Origin of the sequence: Leifsonia sp. 21MFCrub1.1, assembly GCF_900107895.1 — a bacterium.
GTDB lineage: Bacteria > Actinomycetota > Actinomycetes > Actinomycetales > Microbacteriaceae > Leifsonia > Leifsonia soli.
This window is the reverse complement of the sequence record NZ_LT629867.1, coordinates 267640-291453: the sequence shown is the minus strand read 5'-3', so window position 1 is coordinate 291453 and position 23814 is coordinate 267640. Positions and strand designations below refer to the sequence as shown.

Here is a 23814-nt window from a genome sequence, read left to right as displayed (position 1 = left end):
AGGGCCCCAGGATAGGGAGCGGCCGAGGCCGCGGCAAGAGGGGCCGGTCAGCTCTCAGACTCGGTCTCGCCGGGGCGCGGCCAGGCCCGGACGAAGCGGTCGAACAGCTCCGCGAAGGTGCGCGCCTCCTCCGGGGTGAACGCCGACAGCGCGGCCTCGACGGCGGAGCGGCGGTGCGACCGGAGCTCGCTCAGCTGTGCCCGGCCAGAGCTCGTCAGCTGGATGAGCGCACGGCGCGCGTCGGACGGGTCAGGGACCCGGCGCACCAGACCGCGCTCCACCCCCTCCTGCACCAGGCGGCTCGCGCGCGGCTGGTCCACGCCGATCGCGGCGGCCACCCCGCTCACGGACAGGTTGCGGTCGTCGGCCTCGGCCGCCTCCAGCGCCTCGAGCATCCGCACCCGGGCGATGCGGCCGAGCGAGCCGTCGCGGCCCCGGCGACCGGGACCGGGACGAGCGGAGTCTCCGAACGGCGCGCCGCCGGGCGCACCGGGACCACCCGGGGTCGCGCCCGAACCGCCGGACTCGGGGACGAAGGGACCCGCGCCGAACGCACCGGCACCGAAGGGACCGCCCCAGTGACCGCCGCGGCCCCCGTGGTGGCCGTGCCCGTGCGGCATCCCCTCTCCCCAGGGCGGTCGCCGGCGCGACTGATCGCGCCGCACGGCCAGGAGGGCGTTCTCGACCAGGGCCACGATGTCCGCTTCCGGCGGAATCGGCGCATCCTCTTGACGTCCATCGCTCATGCATGTAACTATACATTTACTTGTAACAGTACATACATCGAAAGGAGAGTCAGCGATGACGAAGATCGACGACTCCATACAGACGCCGCCCGGATACTGGTTCGGCGTGATCGAAGGCCGGCTGCACGAACGCATGCGCGAGGCGCTGGCCGACCTCGGACTGCGCCGCGGAAGCTGGCGCATCCTCCACACCCTCGCCGACGGGCCGGCAACACCCGACGAGCTCGCCGAGCGGCTGCCCCACGGCGGCCGGCGCGATCGACGGGAGAACGCCGGAGGCCGCGGCTTCGCCCACGGCCACGGATACCACCCCGGCTGGCGCGGCCAGGAGCCGCGGGACGAGCGGCCGGCCGGCGCCTCCCCCGACGATGGCGACGAGCGCCGGCACCACGGCGACCGGCACCACGACGAGCACGCCCACCACGGCGAGCACGAGCACCACGAGCACCAGCACCACGAGCACAACGGCCTCCCGAACGCCTTCGAGCGCGGCTACGAGCGCGGTTTCGACCGCGGCTTCGCCTTCGGCGCCGTCCGCGCCGGCCACCCGTTCGGCCCGTACGCACCCCACGCCGGCGGGCCCTTCCCCGGCGGATACCCGTTCCCCGGTCCCGCTCGAGGGTTCGGCGGACCGTGGGGCCACCATCACCACCCGTTCGACCGCGACGGTCGCGCCGAGCGCCGTGGGGCGCACCGCGCCCGCCGGGTCCTCGCCGAGTTCGTCGAGCGCGGCTGGGTCTGGTTCGACGGCGACCGCGCCACGCTGACCGACGAGGGACGCGCTGCGCACGACGAGGCGTTCGCCCGCGTCCAGGCCGTCCGGGCCGAGCTGGCGAACGGCATCTCGGAGCAGGACTACGCGACCACGATGAGCACGCTGGAGACCATGGCGCGCAACCTCGGCTGGCAGCAGGGACGCCCGGCGGGGTCGCAGGATGGCGCGCCTAGTATGGACGCATGACCCCACCCCGCGAAGAGGTCGTGCTGCTCGCCGAGGACGGCACGCCCATCGGCACGGCGGACAAGGCGACGGTGCACACGGAGTCCACTCCCCTGCACCTCGCCTTCTCCTGCCACCTCTTCGACGGAGAGGGCCGCATCCTCGTCACCCGCCGCGCTTTGAGTAAGGCGACGTGGCCGGGAGTGTGGACCAACTCGTTCTGCGGGCACCCCGGCCCCGGCGAGGCGATCGAGGAGGCCGTCCGCCGCCGCGCGCAGGACGAGCTCGGCGCCCGCATCGACAACCTGACGATCGCGCTCCCCGACTTCCGGTACCGCGCGGTCGACGCCGCGGGCATCGTCGAGTACGAGGTGTGCCCGGTCTACACGGCCACCGTCGTCGGCGAACTGGCGCCCGCCGCGAGCGAGGTCGCCGAATGGGCATGGGCCGACCCGCGCTCGCTGCTCTCCGCCGTCGACGCGACGCCGTGGGCCTTCAGCCCCTGGCTGACCCTCCAGCTCCCCGCCCTCTACGCCGACCGGAGCCTCGAAGCTTCGGGTCAGCTGTGAGTCGTGCTCATTATTTTCCACCTGTGAAATTGACTGTGGATAACTAGGTTCCCGTCATGCCCGGAGGGGCATCCGTGCGGGCACGAATCAGTTCGCCCACGCCCGGTCGACCGACAGGGTCGGCACGAACGCGCTCCCGCCGGAGCGCTCGTCCGGCCACTCCGGGAAGTCGAAGACCGCGAGCATCAGCTGCAGCGGGTACTGCGGCGGCGCATCCAGGAGCCGGACCACCCGGCCGTCGACCCGGAAGCTCGCCTCGTCCCCATCCCAGCGCGCTTCGTAGGCATGCGGCTCGGTGACGTCGATCGGAAGCCGGACGCGCTCGAAGTCCTCGGCGAGGCGCGGGTCGCGGAAGGCATGGAAACCAATCCCGACCAGCGCCGCGTCCTCCTCGACGTCGCGGCCGAACACCTCCATCACGCACAGCTCACCGCTTCGCTCCGGTTCGTCTTCGAACCCGACCAGCCAGAGCGACGCCATCGATCGCGGGCCGAGGTAGAGGGAGGCGCGCATCCCGACCGTGCCGCGCTCGACCAGGCAGCCGCGGAATTCCTCCTGCGCCTCGCGCACCCGCAGGCCTTCGCGGAACGGCTGCTGCCCGATCGTCGAGCCGACCGGCCCGGAGAAATTGCCGGTCTGCAGCCCGGAGACCCGCAGCGGAGGCTGGTGCTCCTCCCCGCACCACAACCCCTGATCGGGCGGGATGCTCAGCTCCAGGCGGGAGTCGTGGATCAGGTAGTCGGCGCGCGTCTCGGCGAGCGAGCTCCACGCGGGAAGGTAGTGCGGCAGCCAGACCGCGCGGTCGAGCTGCGGTTCGTCGAAGTCGTCGAACACCGCGCGCCCCTCATCCGGTGCGGGTGGCGTCGATGTGCTGCTCGAGCCACCAGGTGCGGCCCTCGTCGTCGGAGACCCAGCCGTCCCACTCGAACGACTCGTCGGTGATGCTGGAGAAGTTCCAGCGGATGGGGCGGCCGTCGGTCTGCGTGCCGTCCTGCCGGATGCCGTCACGGCGGTGCGGCGTCGCGACGAGCGTGCAGAAGTCGCCCGTCGCCGCCCCGAACCAGCTGACCCGCCAGGCACCGAGGGCGGTGTCGTACACGCGGACGGTCGACCCGCGCCCGCGGGTGCCCTCCGGGTCGGTCTCGTCGCGGATGACGAGGACGTCCTGCACCGCGCGACCGCCGAGCGTGTAGGCGAAGATCCACTCCTCGGCGGACTCGGTCCACACCCCGGTCCGCTCGTCCAGGCGACGGACGTCGGCACTCCAGCTGCCGACCAGCCGGCCGAACAGGTGCATCCGCTGCGGGTTCTCCGCCATCGGCCCCGAACTGATCAGAGCCCGTGCGAAGGCCGCGTCGGTGGTCTCGCTCATGGTGCCCCTCTCGGTCGGCGTGCGGGTCAGGCGGGTCGCCCCGCCTCGGTGGTGGAGACGTCGGTGCGGTGGAAGTTGAGATACGACCGGGACGCCGTCGGCCCGCGCTGCCCCTGATACCGGGACGAGTACTCCGCCGATCCGTACGGCCGCTCGGCCGCCGACGACAGACGGAAGAAGCACATCTGGCCGATCTTCATGCCCGGCCACAGCTTGATCGGGAGCGTCGCCACGTTGCTCAGCTCGAGGGTCACGTGACCCGAGAACCCCGGGTCGATGAACCCGGCGGTGGAGTGGGTCAGCAGTCCCAGCCGACCGAGCGAGCTCTTGCCCTCCAGGCGCGCCGCGACGTCGTCGGGCAGGCTCACCAGCTCGAACGTGGAGCCCAGGACGAACTCGCCGGGGTGCAGGATGAACGGCTGATCCGCGTCCACTTCGACGAACCGGGTCAGCTCGGGCTGGTCCTCGGCCGGGTCGATGAACGGGTACTTGTGGTTGTCGAACAGCCGGAAGAACCGGTCGAGCCGCACGTCGATGCTCGACGGCTGGACCATCTCCGCCTCGAACGGCTCCAGAGAGATCCGCCCGGCACCCAGCTCGGCCTTGATGTCGCGATCGGAGAGAAGCACGGGGCCAGCCTATCGGGTGGGAATGGTCGCGCACCCGTCGTCGTCCGCAGGCGGTGCTCGCGTGCGTCAGTCGCGGCGGAATCCCTGCGTCGCGTCGTCGTAGGTGGTGTGCGGCCGGGTGATCGGGCCGGCCGCGGGCGGCGGCGCGGCGGCACGCGAGAGGGCGTGGAGCACGAGGTCCTCCACCATCCGCGCCGCCGTCGTCCGCCGGTGCTGGGCGATGCGCACCAGGGCGGCGTACGCCGGTTCGTCGAGATGGATCTTCAACGGCATCCCGCCGGGGACCCGGCCCGGGCCGAGCGTGGTGGGCGCCGTGATGTCGGCTTCACTCATGGCGGAAGTGTGCCCCGACGAGGGCGCCGCGGCTAGACACCACGTGCGAAGCCGTATCCGCAGAAGTGGTGCATAGCCAGGAGCCCCCTCGGGGGCGCACCATTCCGCCAACAGGATCTGGGAGGTGCGAGATGTCGGATGCCAGAACCACCGGCTGGGTCGGGTGGGCCTATTTCGCGGCGGTCATGCTGTTCATCGGGGCGGCGATCGACCTGTTCTACGGGATCATGGCGATCATCGGCCCGAATACGGCCTACTTCGTCGGCTCCGGGGGCGGGGTGGCGTCGTTCAACGTCGCGGCGTGGGGGTGGTGGTCGGTGATCGTGGGCGTGCTCCTGCTGCTGGCCGGCCTCTTCCTGCTCCGGGGGGCGATGTGGGCGCGCGTCGTGGCGGTGGTGATCGCCGCGGTCAGCGCCGTCTCCCACGTGATGTCGCTTCCGGCGCAACCGTGGTGGTCGGCCATCGCGATCACGCTCGACGTGCTGGTGATCTACGCGGTCACGGTGCACGGACGAGAACTTCGCCGCTAGCCGCCGGGAGATGTCGCGTGAGCGCGGGGACGTACCGGGCCCTCTTCCTGCACCCGGATGAGGACGAGGACGATTTCAGCGCCCAGCTCCCGGTGCTGAGCGAGACGCCGCCCGCGCTGATCCGCGCCGCGACGACGTTCGCGGGCGCGCAGGCGGTGGCGGTGTACCGGCTGGCGGAGGCGAGCTCGTGGCCGGAGGCGGCTGCCTTCCTCTACGAGAAGACCGTTCCTGGCACGATGCCGGGCGGCGCCCGGCTCGAGCAGGTCGCGACTCCGGACGACTGACCGTCGGCCGGCGGCTCCCCGGGAGCAGCAATCGTCGGCGCGCCAGCGCCGACTTCCAGAAAGGTGAAGGAAAAATGACCGATCAACCCTATGTGGCGATCGCCGCACAGTACGCGAGCGAGGACGAGGCGGTGGCGGACTTCGACCGTCTCCACGCCCACTACAAGGAGCGCGGCCACCATGCGGCGTTCGACGCGGCGGTGGTGGTCCGCGACACGGAGGGGAAGGTCTCGATCCCGAAGCGGGACGACGGCGGCAAGCACCACGGCGGCCGCAAGGGACTCGCCATCGGGCTCGCCGGCGGACTGGTCGTCGCGCTGTTCCCGGCCGTCGCGCTCGGAGGCGCCCTCCTGGCCGGCGGCGCCGGCGGGGCGGGCATCGGCGCGCTCGCGGGCCACATCTCCAAGAAGTCGTCCGCCGAGGACCTCAAGGCGATCAGCGAGACCCTGCACGCGGGGAGCTCGGGCATCGTGGTGGTCGTCGACCCCAGCGAGGCGGACGAGATCGAGCGGCTGCTGACCAACGCGACAGGCATCACCAAGAAGCAGATCGCCGTCGACGAGGAGAAGCTGGAGAACGAGGTTCAGGACGCGGCGGACTGACGTCGTCCCACGGCGCCGCGGGTGCGGCGGCGGGCGACACCCGCGAGCGCACCCGCGGCGATCAGGCCGAGCGCGGCCAGCAGCGGGCCGGCGACGTCGGTTCCGGTGTCGGCCAGCTCGCTCCCCGCGTCGGGTGTGCCGGTGGGCGTGACCGCGGCAGGCACGGCGACCGCGGCGACGACGAGTGTGTACGTGCGCGAGGCAGTCGCCGGGATGCCGCTGACGGTGCTGCTCGCGGTGAGGGTGAAGGTGTACGTGCCGGCAGCGGTGGGCCTGCCGCTCACGACCCCGCCGCTGAGGGTCAGTCCCGGAGGCAGGGCCCCCGCGCTCACGGCCAGCGTGGGCGCGGGGGCTCCGGTCGCTGCGACGCCGGCCGAGTACGCGGATCCGTTCGTCCCGCCCGGGAGAGTCGCCGTCGTGATCGCCGGGAAGGTGTCGAGGCCGATGACGGAGACCGAGTCCGACGCCGTGTTCGCGACGTAGGCCACGGCGCCGTCCGGGGAGAGGACGATGGTGCGCGGCGCGGCGCCGACCGGGAGGGTGGACACGATGGCTCCCGTCGACGTGTCGATCACCGAAACGGTGTTGGCGGTGGAGTCCGTCACGTAGAGCCGGGTGCCGTCCGGCGTGAGGGCGACGTCGCACGCTCCGGCGCCGGCGGAGAGCGTGGCCTTCACCGTGCCCGTCGCCGTGTCGACCTCCCGGACGACGCCCGTGCCGGAGCTGGCGGCGTAGAGCGTGCCGCCGTCGGCCGAGATCGCGAACCCGGTCGCGGCGTCGATCAACGAGGCGAGCGGGATGGTGCCGCTGACGGTCGCGGTGGCCGTGCTGATGACGGAGATATTGCGGGACGTCGGAGACGCGTGAGCGACGTAGAGGCGGCTGCCGTCCGGCGACACGATCATCGAGCGCGGCGCCGCCGAGTCGGCGATGCTCGTCACGACGGTGTTCGTGGCGGTGTCGATGACGGACACGGCGGTCGTCCCGGTCCCACCGGCGTTGCTGACGTAGACCCGCGAACCGTCGGGAGAGACCGCCACTCCCGCGGGAGAGGAGCCGACGGAGATGGACGCGACGATGGCACGCGTGGCGGTGTTGACGACGACCAGCGCATTCGTCGGGTTCGTGGACACCACATAGAGGCGAGAGCCATCCGGCGAGACCGCGACCCCGACCGGACTGGAGACGCCCACCGCCGCGGTCACCGTCCTGCTCGCCGTGTCGACGACGGACACCGTGCCGGAGGCGGTGTCGGCGACGTACAGTCGCGAGCCATCGGGCGACACCGCCATGGTCGGCGTCACCGCGAGAGCCGTCGGGCCAACCGGGATCGTGGCTACCACGGTGTCGGCGGCCGCTCCGAGCGGTGCACCCAGGCTCAGCAGGGCCGCGCCAACGACCGCGGCGACGACCGCACTCCACCGAGCGGGCGCGGCCCGACCATCCATCGTCCGAGAGCGCACGCTCGTCCCCTTCGCCCAGGAGCCGTGACGTCGCTGCGAGTGCGTGATGACGTCCAGTCCTGTGCGAGTCTTTCGGAACCCGCACGCCGAGCGCAACGCCGCCGACCGGCTTTCACCCCGGCTTCACCCTTCTGCGGGCGGGTGGGTTTGGCCAAGAACCATTGACCGGGTAGTCTGGGCGGCAGCCTCACTTCCCAGTGTTTTACTGGGATTCCGGGCCGCGCGAGTGTAGTTCAATGGTAGAACCTCAGCTTCTCCTACTCTGGATATTAAAAAGCCACGCGCGGTATAGAGAGCTCCGATGATCGGGGCTTTTCCCATTATTGACGTACTCGTGTGATCCCAACGCCACGCCGTGGATCACACTCAAAGCGGTGAGTAAACGGAGCTACGCGAGTCCGGGGGCGGAATCACCGCGCAAAATAAGGCGTTCGAGGATCGCCGCACTGACGCACCGTAAATCGTCCAGTCGATCTCCGACGACCGCGACCGGCGTACCTCCTGCGAACTCGGCTGAGGCCCCCAAACGACGCGCCGAAACCCAATATCGCGTGGCGCCGACACCGAGGGGTGAGACGGTGCGGCGCTCGACGCGAACGGACGCAACGCCTAAGGTACCCGAGCGCCGAGCACGTACGGACAAGAAATCAATCCCACGCTGGCGAAACACGGACCTTCCGGACGCGTCCCTGTTCCGTTCATGCTCACACGATCTGACGCGGCTCCGCACCAGAGTGCGAGCAATCACGTCCGTTGGCGCGACTACGTGAGCCGAAGGGAGTAATCCGGCGCCAGCTCACAGATTCCGTTTTCAACCAGGTATTTGAGTACTGCGTGTACTTGAGAAAGATCTTGGCGCTGATTGTAGAGAGCGCCACTCAATTCGACATCCGAGTATTGGTCGATGCGGCATCCCTCCCCGACGAGGTGCGCCACGAGGTCTCCATCGACACGCAACTGCCAGTCATCGACCATGCCCGAGACGGGTGTATCCAGATGCACCCAATCCGCGGGCACGGGTTCGTTGTCCGAGAGAAGTACAGGTTGCCTAATGAACATCACAGCGATGAAACCGCGAACGGTGCTCCACGGAAGAGCCTTGCCCTGCGAAAGGAGATAGTCCTTACCCTTGGCGTGCGCAGCCTCCACGTCGTGTCTCACCTTTTGCACCGCGCCGTCGAGAAGTTCTCCCACGGTAATCGATGTCGACCTAGTTATCTTGCGTTCGATCTCTCGATACACGGCCGTTCGAACCTGCTGGAACGGCCCGAGGGCAGCAGCCTTGAGCAGTCCTAGATAGCGATCGCTTTCCCTGGCGTTCGCGTCTTTGAGTGCGGTAGCGGCGGCTTGCGGCGGGCTCAGCGGCTCCACCAAGGAAATGTACGGATTGGAGGCAGGCCCAGACTGAGTTACAAGTCCAGCTTTCTCTGCGGCCCGAACGAGAGCGCCCCAAATGCCAACGACGTTGAGCGGATTCTGAGGATTTGCATCCTTGGCAAATCGCGGGTCTACTCTGCCCATCGCCGGACGAAGGTTTGTCATGCGCATCTTCGAATCCGAGCGCTGCAGAGCAGTTGTGAGAGTCCGAAATGCAAGCTCCAGCGGGACGGCCTTGCCAGGCCACTGCACTGCGGGTTTGGGGTTATAGGTCCGCAAGTCCTCAACAGCTAGCAGAGGATCTCCTCCGAACCGACTCTTGACCAGCGCGTGAACTTCCGAGTCGAACGAGGCCAGTTTTGCGGGCTCCCCTTTTGCCAACGTCACGAACTGCTCAATGGCCCGTTCGAGCTGGGTCCACCGCTCCCCTGGATTGCCATCGATCCACACTATTCCGGACCTTGAGTTCACTGATCCGGCTGGAGCTGTGATCGTTAACTTTTGATTCGTGTCGTCATCGTTCCCGGCCACGAAGCGGTCCAGCCAAATCTGATGCTGGCCGGCGCCAACACCGGTCAAGTCCAAAAGCGCTTGCATTGCACCCCTCAATTTAAGCCGGGAAAAGGGACTATGGCTGCAAGCAACCATAGTCCCTTCCGCGAAGCCATGAATTGTGCTTTGACTGCCTACCCCTTCGGGGTGCGTCGGCCGAGGCCAACGAAGAAGGAGATGGCGATCTCAAGCGCGAGTACCACCGCGGTATGCGTGGCGAACGTCAGCGCTTCGTCGGCCCAATTGTGTCCGATCCAGATCGCAGCAGTCAGCAACAAGACGAGGCCCAAGGCCTGGATCTTTTCTGACATTTACTTTCTCATTTCGAGAGTCCCCGATCTACGGGGTTCGAGTAGCAGAAAGCGTAAGGAATATTGAATTGTGGCTTGAAGCTAAAGGCATTCAGCGTGAGGCCTAAGGCAAAAGGCAAAAGGCGTAAAGAAAAAGGCGTCAAGCATAAGGAAAGAAGGCTTAAAGCGTAAAGAATAAGGCGTTAGGCATGGTCAAACCGCGAGAGACGCATCTCTACAGGAAAAAGAATAGTGGTGAACGCTCCAACTCGCAAGCTAGAGCACAGATAGGGGCTCTCAGCTGACCGGGGCGACGACGGCAGAACCCATCATATCCCAGCGCGGGCGGCCGTCGACGATCATCAGCCGTTATGAGGCACTCAACCCCGAGGGGTCTTGCCAGGGCACCTTTCGTCCAAAGGTGGGCGGCGGTTAGGAACGAGAGTGAGTCAAGCCATCGACTCGTCGCTTAGCCCCTTCGATCGAAGCGCCTCGAGCACTTCGATCCCGAAGTCAGTTATTCCGTTCGCCCTATACGGCGCTTGCTGCGCGGTAAGCATCTGAGGCGCGGACTTCCCCGCTGCCGTTCTAATGAGAACGGCACGAATTGGCTCAGGCAGTGTCCTCCAAACCTCGCTAATGCCAAGGGTCACGCCGCTTTCGCCTCGCGCATCGTTCCATTCCGACTCGAGCCTTGCCAGCGCGCGCACGTGCTGCACGTCCAGTTCCCGCAACGCTCCCACGACGAGTTCAGAGTGATCTGTTCTAGAAGGATCTACCGATGCGTCCGCTACTGCCTGCGCAAGCACTTTTCGTTTGGCGTCAATGGAAGTACGGATCGCGGATTCAACGGCGTCCACGAATAGTCCTTCTAAGCGTGGATCGGAGGAAACTCGCCGAATGAAGCTCTCCTCACCGGCGACTTCCTCGATGTCCGCCACAAGGGCACGCACCTTCGTCACTCGGCGGTCGCGGACGTCCGAGAGAAGAACCTCCAGGGGGCCGCCGACGAGCGGGATGGCCGAAGCACCCGCGCGGATCAGGGTGTCTACCCACTTCGGCGCGTCTCCATCGACCATCTTCGGATTCTAATTCCGTCCATATCCACCCGTCCGCGACTAGCGCTGCAGACGCACACTGCGGAACCAAATCCCAAAGCGGTGAGTAACCGGTGGGTTTGGCCAAAAAACCGTTGACCGGGTAGTCTGGGCGGCAGCCTCACTTCCCAGTGTTTTACTGGGATTCCGGGCCGCGCGAGTGTAGTTCAATGGTAGAACCTCAGCTTCCCAAGCTGATAGCGCGGGTTCGATTCCCGTCACTCGCTCCAGTCGTCCGACGTGCTGTCCATTCGGAATCGGACGTTCTCACGCCGACTCCGCACCCACTGTCGCCGTCTGCTGTTGGCTCGTCATCGCGCCGTCAACCCGCTGGCGGCAGGTAGCTGAACAGGACATCGAGCGCGTGCCTGTTGGCGTCGGCCAGGTCGATGCGTGCGTCGTCGTCGATCGCCGCGCCGGCGATGAGGCGATCGCCGATACTGACGAGCCGGATCAAACCGGCTCCGAATTGCGCGCTGAACATGGACTGTCCTTCTCGACGCTGGTCGAGAAGGTCCCAGACCATCGGCGTGTACTCGATCTGCTGTTCGAGTCCGCGGGACTGGGCGAGGTCGCGTGTGCCGGCCTCGACGGCTATCCGTTCGAGTTTGAGGGCGTCGATGTCGATCTCGTCGGGGACGAGGTACCACCACCGCGGACGGGGCTCGATGATGTCGACTTCGAGAATCGTCTGGACGTCTTCGGCATGGATGGTGTCTCGGAGCTGTTCCGTCGCCTTCTCGTCGATGGGGATCTCTTGGATGCTGAGGGACCCGATTTGGATGCCGTAGTAACCGAGTCGGATGCGTTGCCATGCCGCTCCGGCGAGGAAGGCGAAGGCGAGCGCTGCGAGGAGTTGCAGGAGAAGGGTGGTTGCAGGGTTGCGGAACAGCTGCCCGAGGAAGGACTGGTCTCCATCCGTGGTGACCACCGTCGTCTCCTGCCCGGGGGTGGTGGTCTGCTCCCCGTCGGTCTTCGAGGTCGGCGCCGGACTCGGTGTGCTGTCGCTCTTCGTTTCGTTGGTGTTCGTCGTGGTGGGTTCTTTGGTCACGACGGTGGTGGTTGTCGAGGTGGCACCGTCGGGTGACCATGTCGTGGCGTAGCCGATGATGAGCAGGAGCGCGGCGAGTATGAACGCCCCGATGGCGACGCCGAACGCCTCTCGTGTGGCTTGCTGCCGGCGTTGATGCTCGTTCTCCGGTGGGCTCATACCCATCCCCTTATGGTGAGTGTTCCTCAGTTATAGGGGAGAGTGCACCGCGGCGGCAATGCTGCGTTCGACGAACCGGTGATCGATCGCCTCTGCGTGCCGCCGCCACCCGAGGACCGGAGGCCGTCGCACGTCAGGATCGGGTGGACAGTCGCCGCCATTCCGATGCGAGCAGCGACCACACCTGCTTGTCGTGGAAGATGTCGCCGACCGGCCACGCCTCACGGAGCACGCCGTCCAGCGTCATCCCGAGGCGGCGAGCCACCGCGGAGCTGCGGTCGTTGTCGCTGCGGCACCGCCATTCCGCCCGGTGCATGCCGCGGACATCGAACGCGTACGCGAGGAGCTCCCGCACGGCACTGGTGATGTGGCCCCTTCCCTCCGCGCCCGGCTCGAGCCAGCATCCGACCTCGAACGAGCCGGTCGCGGCCGAGAACTCGACGAACATGACGCCGCCGACCAGGATGCCGTCGGCCCAGATCCCGTAGATGCCCGCGCCGTCGCGCGCCGCCCGCTCGGCGTACCGGTCGAGCGTCGCGCGCGCACCGGGGACGTCGACGGTGACGAACGACGGACCCACCCACGGGCGGATGTGCTCGCGGGCGCGATCCAGGTGCGCAGCGAACTCCTCGGCACGCCACGGTTCCAGCGGGCGGAGCTCGCCGCCCGAGGCCAGGGTCTTCGAGAACATGGGCACACGCTACCGATACCCGGCGGTCACTGCAGGCAGAACTCGTTCCCCTCGGGATCCTGCAGCTGGTAGTAGTACTCGGCAGCCGGGCCCCAGCGCTGGTCGACGAGCCGGACGACGCGCGCTCCGAGCGCCACCAGCCGGTCCTTCTCGGCCTCGAGTTCCTCCGGCGTCGGTTTGCGTCCCTCGACGGCCTGGACGTCGAGATGCAGCCGGTTGCGTCCCGCCTTCGGGGCGTTCGCGTGATGGAAGAAGAGCCGCGGTCCGCTGCCGTCGGCGCTCGCCGCGAGTGCGCGCTTCGCCAGATCGTGCTCCGTCAGACCGCTCGCGAGGAGCATCTCGCGGAACTCCCCATCGAACCGCTGCGGCGGATAGCGGAACACTCCCGCCCAGAAGTCCGACAGGGCCTGCGGATCGTCGGCGTAGAACACGATGTTGCCCAGGGTGGCCATGCGGGTTCCTTTCATGGAGGCTCGACTCGACGTCCATCCTGCCCCTCCGCGCACGCCGGGAGCACCCCGTGTCGGACGCCGTGACAGGATGGGAGCGTGGGAGTCCGGGTTCGGCGCATGACCGCGGCCGCGGTCGCCGTGGCCCTGTCCTCGCTGTTCGTGACGGCGGGGGTGCTGAGCGCATCCACCCCGCCCGCGCAGGCGCACGTGCCGGCCCCGGCACCGGTCGCCGCGCCCGCCGGCGTCGACGACTTCACCTTCGCGAGCTTCGACGCGGACTACCGGCTCGGCCGCGATGCGGAGGGGCACTCGACGCTCACCACCGTCGAGACGCTCGTCGCGCGCTTCCCCGAGATCGACCAGAACCACGGCATCCGGCGCGAGCTGGTCGAGGACTACGACGGGCACCCGACCGACCTGCAGGTCGTGTCGGTGACCGACCAGAACGGCACACCGCGCCCGTACAGCAGCGACTCCTCCGACGGGATCCTGTCGCTGACGATCGCGGCGAAGGACTACGTCCACGGCGACCAGACCTACGTCATCACGTACCGGCAGACGAACGTCACCCGCCACTTCGCCGACACCGACGACGACGAGTTCTACTGGGACACCAACGGGACCGCGTGGGCGCAGCCCTTCGACCGGGTGACGGCGACCGTCCACCTGGGCTCCGGCCTGGCCGAAGCCCTCAAGGGCACGACGTCCGCGTACCGCGGCGCGCAGGGCTCCTCTGAGCCCGCGACCGTCGAACGCACCGCCGACGGGTTCCGCTTCAGCGCCGACCGGCTCGGCCCGCGCGAGAACCTGACGTTCGCGATCGGGTTCGCGCCCGGCACGTTCGTGGCGCGCGCCGACGGGCTGTTCGACACCGGCTGGGGGTACGTGGCCGTGGCCGGGCTGCTGCTCGGCATCCTCGCCCTGATCGGCGCGATCGTGGTGCGCATCCGTCTGCTGCGCGACGCTCCGGGACGCGGCACGATCATCCCGGAGTACGTCCCGCCGAAGGAAGGACTCCTGCTCACGGCGGATCTGACGAGGCGCACCAGCAAGGCGGTGGCGGCGCAGACCCTCGATCTGGCGGTGTCCGGACGGGTGCGCGTGCTGCAGACCACGGGATTCCTCGGCCGGCCCTCCTACACGCTGGAGCTCGTCTCCACCGAGGCGACCGGTCGCCAGGCACTGCGCGACCCGCGCCCGACCACCGACGAACTGGAGACCCTGCGCGCCCTGTTCGGCGACGCGCTCGCTCCGGGCACGACGCTGACGCTGGGGAAGTCCAACCCGCGCGTCGCCCGGGCGGTCTCCGCTGTGCAGAAGCGGGTGCACAAGGATGCGACCGGCTACGGCTACCGCACGACGGGGCCGCGCGGACCGGTCCGCGCGGTGTTCTTCACGGCGCTGGGCGCGACCCTGCTCGCCGTGGTCGGCTCTGTGGTCACCATGGCCGGCGAGTACGGCGGGGCGGCGCCGTTCGGCATCCTGTTCGGCTCGGTCGTGCTCTTCGTCGCCGCCGCCGTCCTGGTGGCGCGGTCGCCGCTGACCAGCGCGGGCACGACCCTCCGCGAATACGCCGACGGCCTGCGGATGTACGTGGAGCTCGCCGAAGCCGACCGCATCCGGTACCTGCAGTCGCCCCAGGGCGCGGAGCGGGTGCCGGTCGCCGTGAACGATCCGCGCGAGATGCTGAAGCTCACGGAGCGCCTCCTGCCCTGGGCCGTCCTGTTCGGCGAGGAGAAGAAGTGGCTGGCCGAGCTGGGCCGGTTCTACGAGGAGACCGGGCAGACGCCCACCTGGTACGCCGGCCAGACGGCCTTCAACGCCGCCGTGCTCTTTCAGATGGTCAGCGGGATCTCGTCCAGCACGACGATCGCGAGCAGCTCGTCGTCCGGCGGCACCGGAGGGGGTGGGTTCTCCGGCGGCGGGGGCGGAGGCGGCGGCGGCGGAGGCGTCTAAGACCGTCGGGGGCCGTGCCGCGTGCCGCGGAAGAACCGTGCCGTGCGGCCGGTCCACAGCACGACGATGACGGCCAGGCTGACGGCCAGGTCGACGAGCCGGAACACGGTCACGCTGCCGTCCGTGATGATGACGATCGCGCCGAGGAGCAGGGAAATGCCGAAGAGGCCCGTCAGCAGCACCCGCGCATCCCGTCTCGCCCGGGTGAGCCCGGAGCCCAGCGAGATCACGAGCAGTCCGAGCATGATCGTGGCGGCCCCGACGACGGTGATGACCGTTCGCTCGAGGCTGCTGAGGCCGTCCCCGTAGCGGACGAACAGCAGGACGATGCCCGCGAGGATCTCGAGCACTCCCGCGATGTAGCAGATCACCACGGCGCCGAGCAGCTCGGCCGGGGGACGCACCCGCTCGTCGTCCGCGTCCGCCCGGGCGGTCACGGGCGAGTGCGCGGCGGTGTGCCGGTGGACGAAGCGCCGATGGACGAACCGGACGATCTCGATGAGTCCGACGCACAGGGCCGAGAAGACCAGGACGAGCAGGGCGGTGACCACCGAGACCTCGGTGAACTCCAGGAAATCGCGCACGAGCGGGACGGTGTAGACGACCACCAGGCCGATCATCATCGAGCCGATGATGAGCACCTTCCAGCCGTCGATCGGGCGTGAGAGGACGGTCAGCACCCAGAGGCCCACGATGGTCAGGATCAGCGTTGACCCGGTGCGCAGCTCCGGCTGGCCCACGCCGGCCGACCCCGCCGACCACGAGTAGAGGAACAGGGTGAGGGCGATCACCGCTCCGGCCGGGACCGCGAAGGAGAGCGAGCGGGCGAGGAACCCGGGCACATACCTCCGCGCGTTCGGCATGAGCGCCAGGAAGAAGCTGGGGAGCCCGATGGTCAGGCCGTCGATGACCGAGAGCTGACGCGGCAGGAAGGGGAACTGCAGCACGAAGGCGCCGAACAGCACAGCGAGCGCCGTCGCGTACGCGGTCTTGGTCAGGAACAGCATCGAAACGCGCTCGATGTTGGCGATCACCTGCCGCCCCTCCGCGACGACGCTCGGGAGGTGGGAGAACCTGCCGTCCAGCAGGACGATCCGGGCGACCGCCTTCGTCGCGGCGGCGCCCGACTCCATCGCGATGCCGATGTCGGCCTCCTTGATCGCGAGCGCGTCGTTGACGCCGTCGCCGGTCATCGCCACGGTGTGGCCGGCCGACTTGAGGGCGACGACGATCGCCTTCTTCTGGTCGGGCGTGACCCGGCCGAAGACGACGTTGTCCTCGACCACCCGCGCCAGCTCGGCCGGGTCGGACGGCAGCTCGCGCGCGTCGAACCCGGTCGGCGCGTCCAGCCCCACCTGGCGGGCGATCGCAGCGACGGTCTGCGGGTTGTCGCCCGAGATCACACGTACCGCCACCCCCTGCCCGGCGAAGTACGTCAGCGTCTCGGCCGCATCCGACCGGATCCGCTCGCGGAAGGTCAGCAGGGCGACGGGTCGGAGCCCATCCGGCAGGCGCTCCTCGTCCGGGAGGGGCAGCGGCGAGTGTGCAAGCACAAGCGTCCGGCGACCGGATGCCGCCAGCTGCGCCGTCCGCTCCGCCAGCCGGTCGTCGGCGAACACCATCTCCGGTCCGCCGAGCACCCAGGTGCCGGGTGCGGCGTCGCCGAACGACACCGCGCTCCACTTGCGCGCCGACGAGAACGGGATGCGCCCGGTCGGCTCGGACGCGACCGTCCGCGTGTACGGCACGGCCAGACAGCGCGCGGTGGCGTTCGCGTCGGGCTCCGCTCCGTACCAGGCGAGCACCTCCCGCCAGCCGTCCGGCTGGTCCGCGAGGGGATGCTCGGCGTCGAACTCGATGTCGCCCTCGGTCAGCGTCCCCGTCTTGTCCAGACACACCAGGTCGACGCGCGCCAGTCCCTCCACCGCCGCCAGCTCCTGCACCAGCACCTGCTGCCGCGCCAGCTTCACCGCGCCGACGGCGAAGGCGATGCTGGTCATCAGCACCAGCCCGAGCGGGATCATCGCCACGACCGCGGCGATCGTGTTGACGGCGGCCTGCCGCCACGAGCCGCTCGAGATCGTGTCGTCCCAGCCGCCCAGAGCGATGACCTGCGCGTTGAACACCAGGAGGGCGATCGGGCCGACCACCCAGGTCACCCAGCGCAGCACCCGGTCGATGGAGGAGCGCAGCTCGCTCGCCACGAGCGAGAACTTCTTGGCCTGCGCCGAGAGCGTGTTGGCGAAGGATGCGGCCCCCACCCGGTCGACCGTGGCCAGACCTTCGCCGCCGACCACGACCGAGCCGGACAGCACCTCGTCCCCCGGCGACTTGTCGACAGGATCGGACTCGCCGGTCAGCAGCGACTCGTCGAGCTGCAGGTGCCCGGCCGAGACGACCTTCGCATCCGCCGGCACCTGGTCGCCCGCGCGCAGCACCAGGAGGTCGTCCATCACGACCTCGGCGACATCGATCTGCGCGTCGGCGCCGTCGCGGATCACCCGCGCGTGGGGCGCGTGCAGCACCGCCAGCCGGTCGAGCGCGGCCTTCGCCCGGAACTCCTGCGCCGACCCGATGATCGTGTTCGCGAGGGCGCTCAAGCCGAACAGGGCGTCCTGCCAGCGGCCCAGGAGAAGCAGCACGAGGAAGCACGCCGCGATGATGCCGTTGAACAGGGTGAGCGCGTTCGCCCGCAGGATGCTGCCGACGCTCCGGCTGGCATCCTGCCGGAAGGCGTTCGTCTGCCCGTCCGCCACCCGCCGGGCGACCTCGGACGACGAGAGGCCGTCAGCCCTGCCGGGAGCAGCGGTCGTGGTGTCGGTCATGTCGCAGCGCTCCCCATGCGGACAACCTAGCGACATCTCCCGAGCCGAGCCAGGATCGCCGGGCCGCGGCACGCATCCACCATTGACAGGTGACTGTACGGTCACCTAATCTGTCGTCGTGAGCACGGACGACGTCATCCACGCGATCGCGGATCCCACCCGGCGACGCCTCCTCGACGCACTGCGCGCCGAGGACGGGCAGCCGATCGCCGCCCTCACCGAGCACGTCGCGCCGCTCGGGCGCCATGTCGTGCTCAAGCACATCCGCGTGCTCGAAGCGGCCGACCTGGTCGTCACCCGCAAGGTCGGGCGGCAGCGGCTGTGCTACCTCAACGCGGTGCCGATCGTCCAGCTCGCCGAACGCTGGATCGATGACTTCGGCGCGCGCGCCGGAGCCGGGCTCTCCGCGCTCAAGAAGGAGTTGGAAGGGAAGAGACCATGACAGAGGACCGCGTCTACCGCGTCCGGATCGACGCACCGCCCGAGGCGGCCTGGGCGGCGATCACCGACCCCGCCCAGACCGCGAAGTGGTACTTCGACTCGGAGGTGCGCACGACCTGGACGGTCGGCGAACTGATCGAGTACTACGCCGACGACGAGCTCCAGATCACCGGCCGCCTGCTCGCCTACGACCCGCCGCGCTCCTACACGCACGAGTTCATCGCGGCGTGGGACGGCGGACGCGAGGACCAGGGAACCCTCACCTGGACGGTCGAGCCCGATGGCGACGGCTGCACGGTGACCCTCGTGCACTCCGGCGGTCACGGGCAGGAGACGGTCGACGGCTCGCGGCACATCATCGACGCACTGAGGGCATACCTCGAAGCGGCGTGACGCCCGGTACGCTATTTACCGAACAGATACGACTTCGGTAAATTCTTCACACGAGGGGCTCGCATGGCACAGATCGAGAGCGTCATCGTCCACCGCCGGAGCGTCCCCCTCGTGCGGCCGTTCGTGACCTCCGTGCGGCGCGCGGATACGGTGGACGCCCTCCTCGTCGAGGTCCGGGATGCGGACGGACGGAGCGGATGGGGCGAGGCCCCCACGAGCTGGCGGGTGACCGGCGAGAGCCACGAGAGCGTCGCGAGCGCCGTGGCGGGACCGCTCACCGCATCCACCGTCGGGATGCCGTCCGACGATCCCCGGGAGGCGTCCGCCCGGCTGGCCCGCGCCGTCGTCGGCAACCCGTCCGCGCGGATGGGCGTGGAGTGCGCGATCTGGGATCTGGCCGCGCGGACCGCGGGTCTCCCCCTGCACCGGTACCTCGGCGGCAGGGCCGACCGCATCGAGTCCGACATGACCCTGTCCGCCGCCGTGACCGCCGACGACGCGGAGGACCTCATCCGGACCGCGCTCGAGCACGTCAGCAACGGCTTCACGACGCTCAAGGTGAAGACCGGTGCCGGTGGCGACGACGACGCGATCGTCCGACGCATGCGCGCGGCCGTCGGCGACGCGATCGCGATCCGCGTGGATGCGAACCAGGGCTGGACGCCGGACGAAGCGGTGCGGATCGTCAACGGCTGGCGGGACGACGCGGTCGGGGTCGAGCTGGTCGAGCAGCCCGTGCACCGCGACGACATCGCCGGGCTGGCGTACGTCAGCGAGCGGACGACGACACCGGTCGTCGCGGACGAGTCGGTCTGGAACACGCGCCAGCTGCGCGAGGTGCTGGCCAGCCGCGCGGTGTCGCGGATCAACATCAAGCTGGCGAAGACGGGCGGCATCGCGGAGGCGCTGGCCCTGGCGGAGCTCGCCCGGCAGCGGGACGTCTCGGTGTTCGTCGGGTGCATGTCGGAGAGCCACGTCGGCATCGCGAGCGCGGCGGCCGTCGCGTCCGCGCTCGCCGAGACCGGAGCCCTGCACGGCGCACAGGACCTCGACGCCGGGCTGTGGCTGGCGTCGAGCCCGGTGGAGGGCGGGGTCAGCTATCGCGGGCCGTGGATCCGGCTGTCGGACGCGCCGGGGACGGGGATCGCGTCGCTCGCGACGAGCGCAGCGGAGCCAGGGACAGCAGCGCGCATCCCGCCAGCAGCCCGGCGATGACGAGCAGCACTCCCGCGGGCGCCGACCCGACGGTGACGGCGACCGCGAAGGAGATCGCCGACCCTCCGGCCGAGCCCACCGCCACGAGGATGCTCGCCGTGCGGTCGGCACCCTCACGCGTCGTGGCGGCGAGCGCCGACCCGAGCAGCAGCGCGTAACCCGGGGCGACCAGCAGGACGACGGCGCCGATCAGGAGCGCCGTGCCGACACCCTGCCCGACGATGGCCGACAGCACCGCCACGACGGACGCTGCCCCGACGGCGGCCGGGAGGTACACCCGCGCGGGAACCCCACGGGCCACGACCGCCGCACAGGCGAAGCGGCCGACGGCCATCAGCGTCCAGAACGCCGTCGTCCCCACCGCCGCCGTCGCGCCGGCGAGACCGAACAGCGATTGGGACAGCGTGCTCGACCAGCCCGCGAGCACGGTCTCGGCGCCGACGAACAGGAACAGCGCCGCGCCGACCGGCCAGAGCCGCCGTCCGGCGCCCCTCTGCACCCGCGGCGGAGGCGCCGATCCCTCCGCCGCGCCGGGCCAGGTCGCGCGCGCGACCGCGGCGAGCACGGCCCCAGCGGCCGGAACCAGCGCGAGCGCCGCGACCGGCGCCCACAGGGCGGCTGCGGGCACGAACGCGATGAGGAGGGGAGCTCCCGCCGCCGCGACGGCCGACGCACCGTTCAGGACGGTCAGCCGGACGGGGGTGCCCTCGGAGGAGCGCGCCCGAGAGAGGGCGGTGGCGCTCGCCTCGACGAGCCCGAAACCCAGCCCGGTCACGGTCGCAGCCAGAAAGAAAAGAGGAGCGGAGGTCGCGCAGGCGACGAGTGCGAGGCCGGCGACCTGGAGGGCGGAACCGACCGGGAGCAGCGTCCTGGCGCGTCCCCGGCGCGGCACGGCCGTGACCAGCACACCGGCGAAGAGGCCGAGGAACAGCAGCGAGACGCTGGGGAGGAGCTCCTCCGGGGCGACGCCGGTTCGCTCGGCGACCGCCGGGATCGACGCGGGGATCACCGCACCGACGGCCCCGAGCGCGACGAAGCCGAGGATCAGCGCGCCGTCCTGGACGGACTCAGGTCCGCGTCGCGTCATCGAGCAGCTCGAGGATGTGCCGGTACGGCTTGCCCGTCGCGCGCGTCATGCCCAGCTCGCAGGTGCGGTTCGCGGAGGCGTACGCGGCGAACTCCCGGCCGGCGAGCTCGGCGGACTCGGCGCGGGTGGCGGACGCGGTCAGCTCGGGATGCAGCATCCCCCGGTCGCCGGCGAACGCGCAGCAGCCCCAGTCGACGGGCACGACGACATCGTCGCTGATCGCCGACGCCACCCGGACCATCGGGTCGGTCACGCCGAGGTGGGTGGACGAGCAGGTGGGATGCACCGCGATGGACGCGAACGGGGCGCGGACCGACAGCGCGGGCAGCACCTCTCTCTCCACGAACGCGACGGCGTCGATCACCGTGAGACCGCTGCCGGCGGCCAGGTTCAGGAAGCCCTCCGTGCAGGAGACCCCGTCGGAGATGACCGGCAGCTCTCCCCCGCGCGTGGCCTCGTGGAGGGCGGGCAGGACGTTCGCCGCCATCGTGCGGTGGCCGGCGTGGTTGCCCTTCGACGTCCACGGCGTCCCGCAGCACATCGATTCGACGCCCTCCGGGATCGTCACGGCGACGCCCGCCCGCTCGCACAGCGCGAGGAAGGCGTCCCGGACCCCCTGGGACGCGTCGGCCGGCCCGAACATCGAGCCGATGCACGACGGAACGTAGACGGCGACCGCGTCGGCGGTCGCTCTGGCGCGCCGCGGGGTGCCGCCGCGCGGGAGGCCGCCGTCGTAGCGCGGCACATCGTCCGCCCCCAGCAGCGCCCGGCCCAGATCGGTGACGGCGGTCACGAGCGGAGCGGGGAGCAGCTTCGCGGTCGTCATCGCCGTCGCGCCGGCCCGCGTGACCGTCCCCCAGTGCTTCGCCGCGGCATCCCAGCCGGCACCCGCCACGGGATGGTCGTGCTCGGCGCGGAGCCTCTTCACCAGCTTGCCGGTGTCGATGCGCACGGGGCAGGCCGTCTGACACATCCCGTCGGCGGCGCAGGTGTCGAGGCCGTCGTAGCCGTAGTCGCGGTCCAGCTCGGCGACCAGCTCCGCATCGCCTGCCAGCCGGGCGCGCTCGCGCTCCCGGCGCAGCACGATGCGCTGCCGGGGCGTCACGGTGAGGTCCTTGGACGGGCAGACCGGCTCGCAGTAGCCGCACTCGACGCAGCGGTCGACCTCGGCCTCGACCGTCGGGGTGAGCTTCAGATGCTGAAGGGGGCCGTCCGGATCCTCGTTGAGGAGGACTCCGGGATTGAGCAGCCCGCGGGGATCGGCGAGTTCCTTCACCCGCAGCATCACGCCATAGAGGTCGTCGCCGAACTGGCGGCGGACGTAGGGCGCCATGATCCGCCCGGTGCCGTGCTCCGCCTTCAGCGTCCCGCCGTTGCGCAGGACGAGCGCGACCATCTCCTCGGTGAACTCCGCGTAGCGCTGCGTCGAGCCCGGGTCGTCGAAGCGCTCGGTGAGCATGAAGTGGATGTTGCCGTCCTTGGCGTGCCCGAAGATCACGCTGTCCTCGTAGCCGTGACGGTCGAACAGTGCGGTCAGGCCCTCGCAGGTCTCGCGGAGAGCGGCGACGGGGACCGCGATGTCCTCCAGCATCGCCGTGGTGCCCGACGGCCGGTTGCCTGCGACGGTCGCATACAGGTCCTTGCGGATGTGCCAGAGGGCGTCGCGCCGGCGGGGGTCCTGTGTGAGCGTGGCCGGCTGGACGAGCGGGAGGACCGTCACGAGTTCCGGCCAGGCGGCGAGCCGGGAGGCGAGCGCATCGGCGTCGGCCTCCTGGTACTCGACGAGCAGCGCCGCGTGCCGGTCGACGCGCAGCGGGAGGAGCTCGTCGTCCGCACCCGGATCGCGCTGCGCCACCCGCAGCGAGGTGGCGTCGAGGAGCTCGACGGTGGCGAGACCGGAGGCCACGAGCGCGGGCAGCGCGCCGGTCGCGTCCGCGAGGGTCGGGAAGTACAGCATCCCTGTCGCGGTGTGCGCGCGGACGGGCAGGGTGCGGAAGGTGGCCTCGGCGACGAAAGCCAGCGTCCCCTCGCTCCCGACGACCAGATGGAGCAGGAGCTGCACCGGCGAATCGTGGTCGAGGAAGGCGTTGACGCCGTAGCCCATCGTGTTCTTGATGGCGTACTGGCGGCGGATGGTCTCCACCATCGCCGGATCGGAGCGCACCCGATCGCGCAGTTCGGCGAGCCCGTGCCAGAGCGCGGGGGCCGCCTCCCTCATCCGCTCGTCCGCGTCCGGGGCGGCCGTGTCGAGCACGGTGCCGTCGGCCAGCACCAGCACCGCCGACTCGATCGTGTTGTAGGTGTTGAACTCGGTGCCGCACGACATGCCGCTGGAGTTGTTCGCGACGACCCCGCCGACGGTGCAGGCGGCCTCGCTCGCCGGGTCGGGGCCCAGCTTGCGCGTGTGCCGGGCGAGCCGCGCGTTGACCTGACGGACCGTCGCACCGGGCTGGACGCGGACGCGCGCACCGCCGTCGAGCACCTCGATGGCGCGGAAGTTCCTGCGGGTGTCCAGCAGCAGCCCCTCGGTCGACGCCTGCCCGGAGAGGCTGGTGCCGCCGGAGCGGAACGCGATCGGGGTGCCGGACGAGCCGGAGAGCCGGAGCAGCGCGGCGAGATGCGCAGTGTCGCGCACGGTCACGACGCCGAGCGGCGTCATCAGGTAGTGCGAGGCGTCGTGCGCCATCGCCAGACGGTCGATCGCGCGGTCGCGCACCGTTCCGGGAGCGAGCCGTTCGAGCCGCTCGGCCAGTTCCACTG

General features: G+C 69.7%; 23 protein-coding genes and 1 tRNA gene. 10 read left to right on the top strand and 14 right to left on the bottom strand.

Annotation, left to right across the window (positions count from 1 at the left end; translation table 11 throughout):
- Nucleotides 1-47: 47 nt before the first annotated feature.
- Nucleotides 48-746 carry a MarR family winged helix-turn-helix transcriptional regulator gene (locus BLW09_RS01265; protein ID WP_231946983.1) on the bottom strand — a complete coding sequence of 233 codons (699 nt, stop codon included), beginning with the start codon at nucleotides 744-746 and terminating at the stop codon, nucleotides 48-50.
- A 55-nt stretch (nucleotides 747-801) separates the two neighbouring features.
- Between BLW09_RS01265 and BLW09_RS01260 the strand changes: the two genes are divergently transcribed.
- Nucleotides 802-1707 carry a MarR family winged helix-turn-helix transcriptional regulator gene (locus BLW09_RS01260; protein WP_089907411.1) on the top strand — a complete coding sequence of 302 codons (906 nt, stop codon included), beginning with the start codon at nucleotides 802-804 and terminating at the stop codon, nucleotides 1705-1707.
- Nucleotides 1704-2255: an isopentenyl-diphosphate Delta-isomerase gene (gene idi, locus BLW09_RS01255; RefSeq protein ID WP_089907409.1), complete on the top strand. Its 552-nt coding sequence runs from the start codon at nucleotides 1704-1706 to the stop codon at nucleotides 2253-2255. Before BLW09_RS01260 ends, idi begins: the two co-directional genes overlap by 4 nt.
- Nucleotides 2256-2342: 87 nt before the next feature.
- On the opposite strand, the gene BLW09_RS01250 is transcribed toward idi, so the two are convergent.
- The 4 genes from BLW09_RS01250 to BLW09_RS01235 form a co-directional block, all read right to left on the bottom strand.
- On the bottom strand, nucleotides 2343-3089 hold the full coding sequence (locus tag BLW09_RS01250; RefSeq protein WP_089907407.1) for a glycoside hydrolase family 16 protein: 747 nt from the start codon (nucleotides 3087-3089) through the stop codon (nucleotides 2343-2345).
- A gap of 10 nt (nucleotides 3090-3099) precedes the next feature.
- A complete protein-coding gene (locus tag BLW09_RS01245) occupies nucleotides 3100-3627 on the bottom strand; it encodes a hypothetical protein (RefSeq protein WP_089907405.1) in 528 nt (175 codons plus the stop codon).
- 26 nt (nucleotides 3628-3653) lie between these two features.
- Complete coding sequence (gene dcd, locus BLW09_RS01240) at nucleotides 3654-4256, bottom strand: dCTP deaminase (protein ID WP_018192463.1); 603 nt, start codon at nucleotides 4254-4256, stop codon at nucleotides 3654-3656.
- A 66-nt stretch (nucleotides 4257-4322) separates the two neighbouring features.
- Nucleotides 4323-4589: a hypothetical protein gene (locus BLW09_RS01235; RefSeq protein ID WP_089907404.1), complete on the bottom strand. Its 267-nt coding sequence runs from the start codon at nucleotides 4587-4589 to the stop codon at nucleotides 4323-4325.
- A 131-nt stretch (nucleotides 4590-4720) separates the two neighbouring features.
- On the opposite strand from BLW09_RS01235, the gene BLW09_RS01230 reads away from it, so the two are divergent.
- The 3 genes from BLW09_RS01230 (at nucleotide 4721) to BLW09_RS01220 (ending at nucleotide 6005) form a co-directional block, all read left to right on the top strand.
- Nucleotides 4721-5119, top strand: a complete 399-nt coding sequence (locus BLW09_RS01230) for a DUF7144 family membrane protein (protein ID WP_089907402.1) — start codon at nucleotides 4721-4723, stop codon at nucleotides 5117-5119.
- A gap of 17 nt (nucleotides 5120-5136) precedes the next feature.
- Nucleotides 5137-5403 carry a hypothetical protein gene (locus tag BLW09_RS01225; protein WP_089907399.1) on the top strand — a complete coding sequence of 89 codons (267 nt, stop codon included), beginning with the start codon at nucleotides 5137-5139 and terminating at the stop codon, nucleotides 5401-5403.
- 74 nt (nucleotides 5404-5477) lie between these two features.
- A complete protein-coding gene (locus BLW09_RS01220) occupies nucleotides 5478-6005 on the top strand; it encodes a DUF1269 domain-containing protein (protein ID WP_089907398.1) in 528 nt (175 codons plus the stop codon).
- Here the strand turns inward: BLW09_RS01220 and BLW09_RS01215 are convergent.
- The 4 genes from BLW09_RS01215 to BLW09_RS18815 all read right to left on the bottom strand — a co-directional run bounded on the left by BLW09_RS01215 (nucleotide 5987) and on the right by BLW09_RS18815 (nucleotide 10766).
- Nucleotides 5987-7468 (bottom strand): beta-propeller fold lactonase family protein, encoded by a 1482-nt coding sequence (locus tag BLW09_RS01215; protein WP_231946981.1) that lies wholly within the window; start codon nucleotides 7466-7468, stop codon nucleotides 5987-5989. The two genes, BLW09_RS01220 and BLW09_RS01215, sit on opposite strands and share 19 nt — an antisense overlap.
- A 762-nt stretch (nucleotides 7469-8230) precedes the next feature.
- Nucleotides 8231-9376, bottom strand: a complete 1146-nt coding sequence (locus tag BLW09_RS18825; RefSeq protein WP_157696876.1) for a hypothetical protein — start codon at nucleotides 9374-9376, stop codon at nucleotides 8231-8233.
- A 155-nt stretch (nucleotides 9377-9531) separates the two neighbouring features.
- Nucleotides 9532-9708 carry a hypothetical protein gene (locus BLW09_RS18820; protein ID WP_157696875.1) on the bottom strand — a complete coding sequence of 59 codons (177 nt, stop codon included), beginning with the start codon at nucleotides 9706-9708 and terminating at the stop codon, nucleotides 9532-9534.
- 428 nt (nucleotides 9709-10136) lie between these two features.
- Nucleotides 10137-10766, bottom strand: a complete 630-nt coding sequence (locus BLW09_RS18815) for a hypothetical protein (protein ID WP_157696874.1) — start codon at nucleotides 10764-10766, stop codon at nucleotides 10137-10139.
- Nucleotides 10767-10940: 174 nt separating this feature from the next.
- Here BLW09_RS18815 and BLW09_RS01205 point away from each other — a divergent pair.
- Nucleotides 10941-11014: transfer RNA gene (locus BLW09_RS01205), tRNA-Gly, on the top strand.
- 92 nt (nucleotides 11015-11106) lie between these two features.
- On the opposite strand, the gene BLW09_RS01200 is transcribed toward BLW09_RS01205, so the two are convergent.
- The 3 genes from BLW09_RS01200 to BLW09_RS01190 form a co-directional block, all read right to left on the bottom strand.
- Nucleotides 11107-11994: a hypothetical protein gene (locus BLW09_RS01200; protein ID WP_089907393.1), complete on the bottom strand. Its 888-nt coding sequence runs from the start codon at nucleotides 11992-11994 to the stop codon at nucleotides 11107-11109.
- Between the two features lie 133 nt (nucleotides 11995-12127).
- Nucleotides 12128-12685, bottom strand: a complete 558-nt coding sequence (locus tag BLW09_RS01195; RefSeq protein WP_089907391.1) for a GNAT family N-acetyltransferase — start codon at nucleotides 12683-12685, stop codon at nucleotides 12128-12130.
- A gap of 26 nt (nucleotides 12686-12711) precedes the next feature.
- Nucleotides 12712-13137: a VOC family protein gene (locus tag BLW09_RS01190; protein ID WP_089907389.1), complete on the bottom strand. Its 426-nt coding sequence runs from the start codon at nucleotides 13135-13137 to the stop codon at nucleotides 12712-12714.
- Nucleotides 13138-13233: 96 nt separating this feature from the next.
- On the opposite strand from BLW09_RS01190, the gene BLW09_RS01185 reads away from it, so the two are divergent.
- On the top strand, nucleotides 13234-15093 hold the full coding sequence (locus tag BLW09_RS01185) for a DUF2207 domain-containing protein (protein ID WP_231946979.1): 1860 nt from the start codon (nucleotides 13234-13236) through the stop codon (nucleotides 15091-15093).
- On the opposite strand, the gene BLW09_RS01180 is transcribed toward BLW09_RS01185, so the two are convergent.
- Nucleotides 15090-17918, bottom strand: a complete 2829-nt coding sequence (locus tag BLW09_RS01180; RefSeq protein WP_089907385.1) for an HAD-IC family P-type ATPase — start codon at nucleotides 17916-17918, stop codon at nucleotides 15090-15092. The two genes, BLW09_RS01185 and BLW09_RS01180, sit on opposite strands and share 4 nt — an antisense overlap.
- Nucleotides 17919-18036: 118 nt before the next feature.
- Between BLW09_RS01180 and BLW09_RS01175 the strand changes: the two genes are divergently transcribed.
- The 3 genes from BLW09_RS01175 (at nucleotide 18037) to BLW09_RS01165 (ending at nucleotide 19967) form a co-directional block, all read left to right on the top strand.
- Nucleotides 18037-18360 carry an ArsR/SmtB family transcription factor gene (locus tag BLW09_RS01175; RefSeq protein WP_089907383.1) on the top strand — a complete coding sequence of 108 codons (324 nt, stop codon included), beginning with the start codon at nucleotides 18037-18039 and terminating at the stop codon, nucleotides 18358-18360.
- The gene (locus tag BLW09_RS01170) at nucleotides 18357-18752 is read left to right on the top strand and encodes an SRPBCC domain-containing protein (RefSeq protein WP_089907380.1); all 396 of its coding nucleotides are present in this window, start codon (nucleotides 18357-18359) and stop codon (nucleotides 18750-18752) included. The genes BLW09_RS01175 and BLW09_RS01170 overlap by 4 nt, the downstream gene beginning before the upstream one ends.
- A 63-nt stretch (nucleotides 18753-18815) precedes the next feature.
- Complete coding sequence (locus tag BLW09_RS01165; RefSeq protein ID WP_089907378.1) at nucleotides 18816-19967, top strand: mandelate racemase/muconate lactonizing enzyme family protein; 1152 nt, start codon at nucleotides 18816-18818, stop codon at nucleotides 19965-19967.
- A gap of 1067 nt (nucleotides 19968-21034) precedes the next feature.
- Here the strand turns inward: BLW09_RS01165 and BLW09_RS01160 are convergent.
- A complete protein-coding gene (locus BLW09_RS01160) occupies nucleotides 21035-23740 on the bottom strand; it encodes an FAD-binding and (Fe-S)-binding domain-containing protein (protein WP_089916506.1) in 2706 nt (901 codons plus the stop codon).
- Nucleotides 23741-23814 lie beyond the last annotated feature (74 nt).

Excerpts from the sequence above, each read along its gene's own strand:
- BLW09_RS01265 (WP_231946983.1), bottom strand. The coding sequence starts at position 746 with ATGAGCGATGGACGTCAAGAGGATGCGCCGATTCCGCCGGAAGCGGAC.
- BLW09_RS01260 (WP_089907411.1), top strand. The coding sequence starts at position 802 with ATGACGAAGATCGACGACTCCATACAGACGCCGCCCGGATACTGGTTC.
- idi (WP_089907409.1), top strand. The coding sequence starts at position 1,704 with ATGACCCCACCCCGCGAAGAGGTCGTGCTGCTCGCCGAGGACGGCACG.
- BLW09_RS01245 (WP_089907405.1), bottom strand. The coding sequence starts at position 3,627 with ATGAGCGAGACCACCGACGCGGCCTTCGCACGGGCTCTGATCAGTTCG.
- BLW09_RS01235 (WP_089907404.1), bottom strand. The coding sequence starts at position 4,589 with ATGAGTGAAGCCGACATCACGGCGCCCACCACGCTCGGCCCGGGCCGG.
- BLW09_RS01230 (WP_089907402.1), top strand. The coding sequence starts at position 4,721 with ATGTCGGATGCCAGAACCACCGGCTGGGTCGGGTGGGCCTATTTCGCG.
- BLW09_RS01220 (WP_089907398.1), top strand. The coding sequence starts at position 5,478 with ATGACCGATCAACCCTATGTGGCGATCGCCGCACAGTACGCGAGCGAG.
- BLW09_RS18820 (WP_157696875.1), bottom strand. The coding sequence starts at position 9,708 with ATGTCAGAAAAGATCCAGGCCTTGGGCCTCGTCTTGTTGCTGACTGCT.
- BLW09_RS18815 (WP_157696874.1), bottom strand. The coding sequence starts at position 10,766 with ATGGTCGATGGAGACGCGCCGAAGTGGGTAGACACCCTGATCCGCGCG.
- BLW09_RS01200 (WP_089907393.1), bottom strand. The coding sequence starts at position 11,994 with ATGAGCCCACCGGAGAACGAGCATCAACGCCGGCAGCAAGCCACACGA.
- BLW09_RS01195 (WP_089907391.1), bottom strand. The coding sequence starts at position 12,685 with ATGTTCTCGAAGACCCTGGCCTCGGGCGGCGAGCTCCGCCCGCTGGAA.
- BLW09_RS01190 (WP_089907389.1), bottom strand. The coding sequence starts at position 13,137 with ATGGCCACCCTGGGCAACATCGTGTTCTACGCCGACGATCCGCAGGCC.
- BLW09_RS01180 (WP_089907385.1), bottom strand. The coding sequence starts at position 17,918 with ATGACCGACACCACGACCGCTGCTCCCGGCAGGGCTGACGGCCTCTCG.
- BLW09_RS01170 (WP_089907380.1), top strand. The coding sequence starts at position 18,357 with ATGACAGAGGACCGCGTCTACCGCGTCCGGATCGACGCACCGCCCGAG.
- BLW09_RS01165 (WP_089907378.1), top strand. The coding sequence starts at position 18,816 with ATGGCACAGATCGAGAGCGTCATCGTCCACCGCCGGAGCGTCCCCCTC.
- BLW09_RS01160 (WP_089916506.1), bottom strand. The coding sequence starts at position 23,740 with ATGGCGCACGACGCCTCGCACTACCTGATGACGCCGCTCGGCGTCGTG.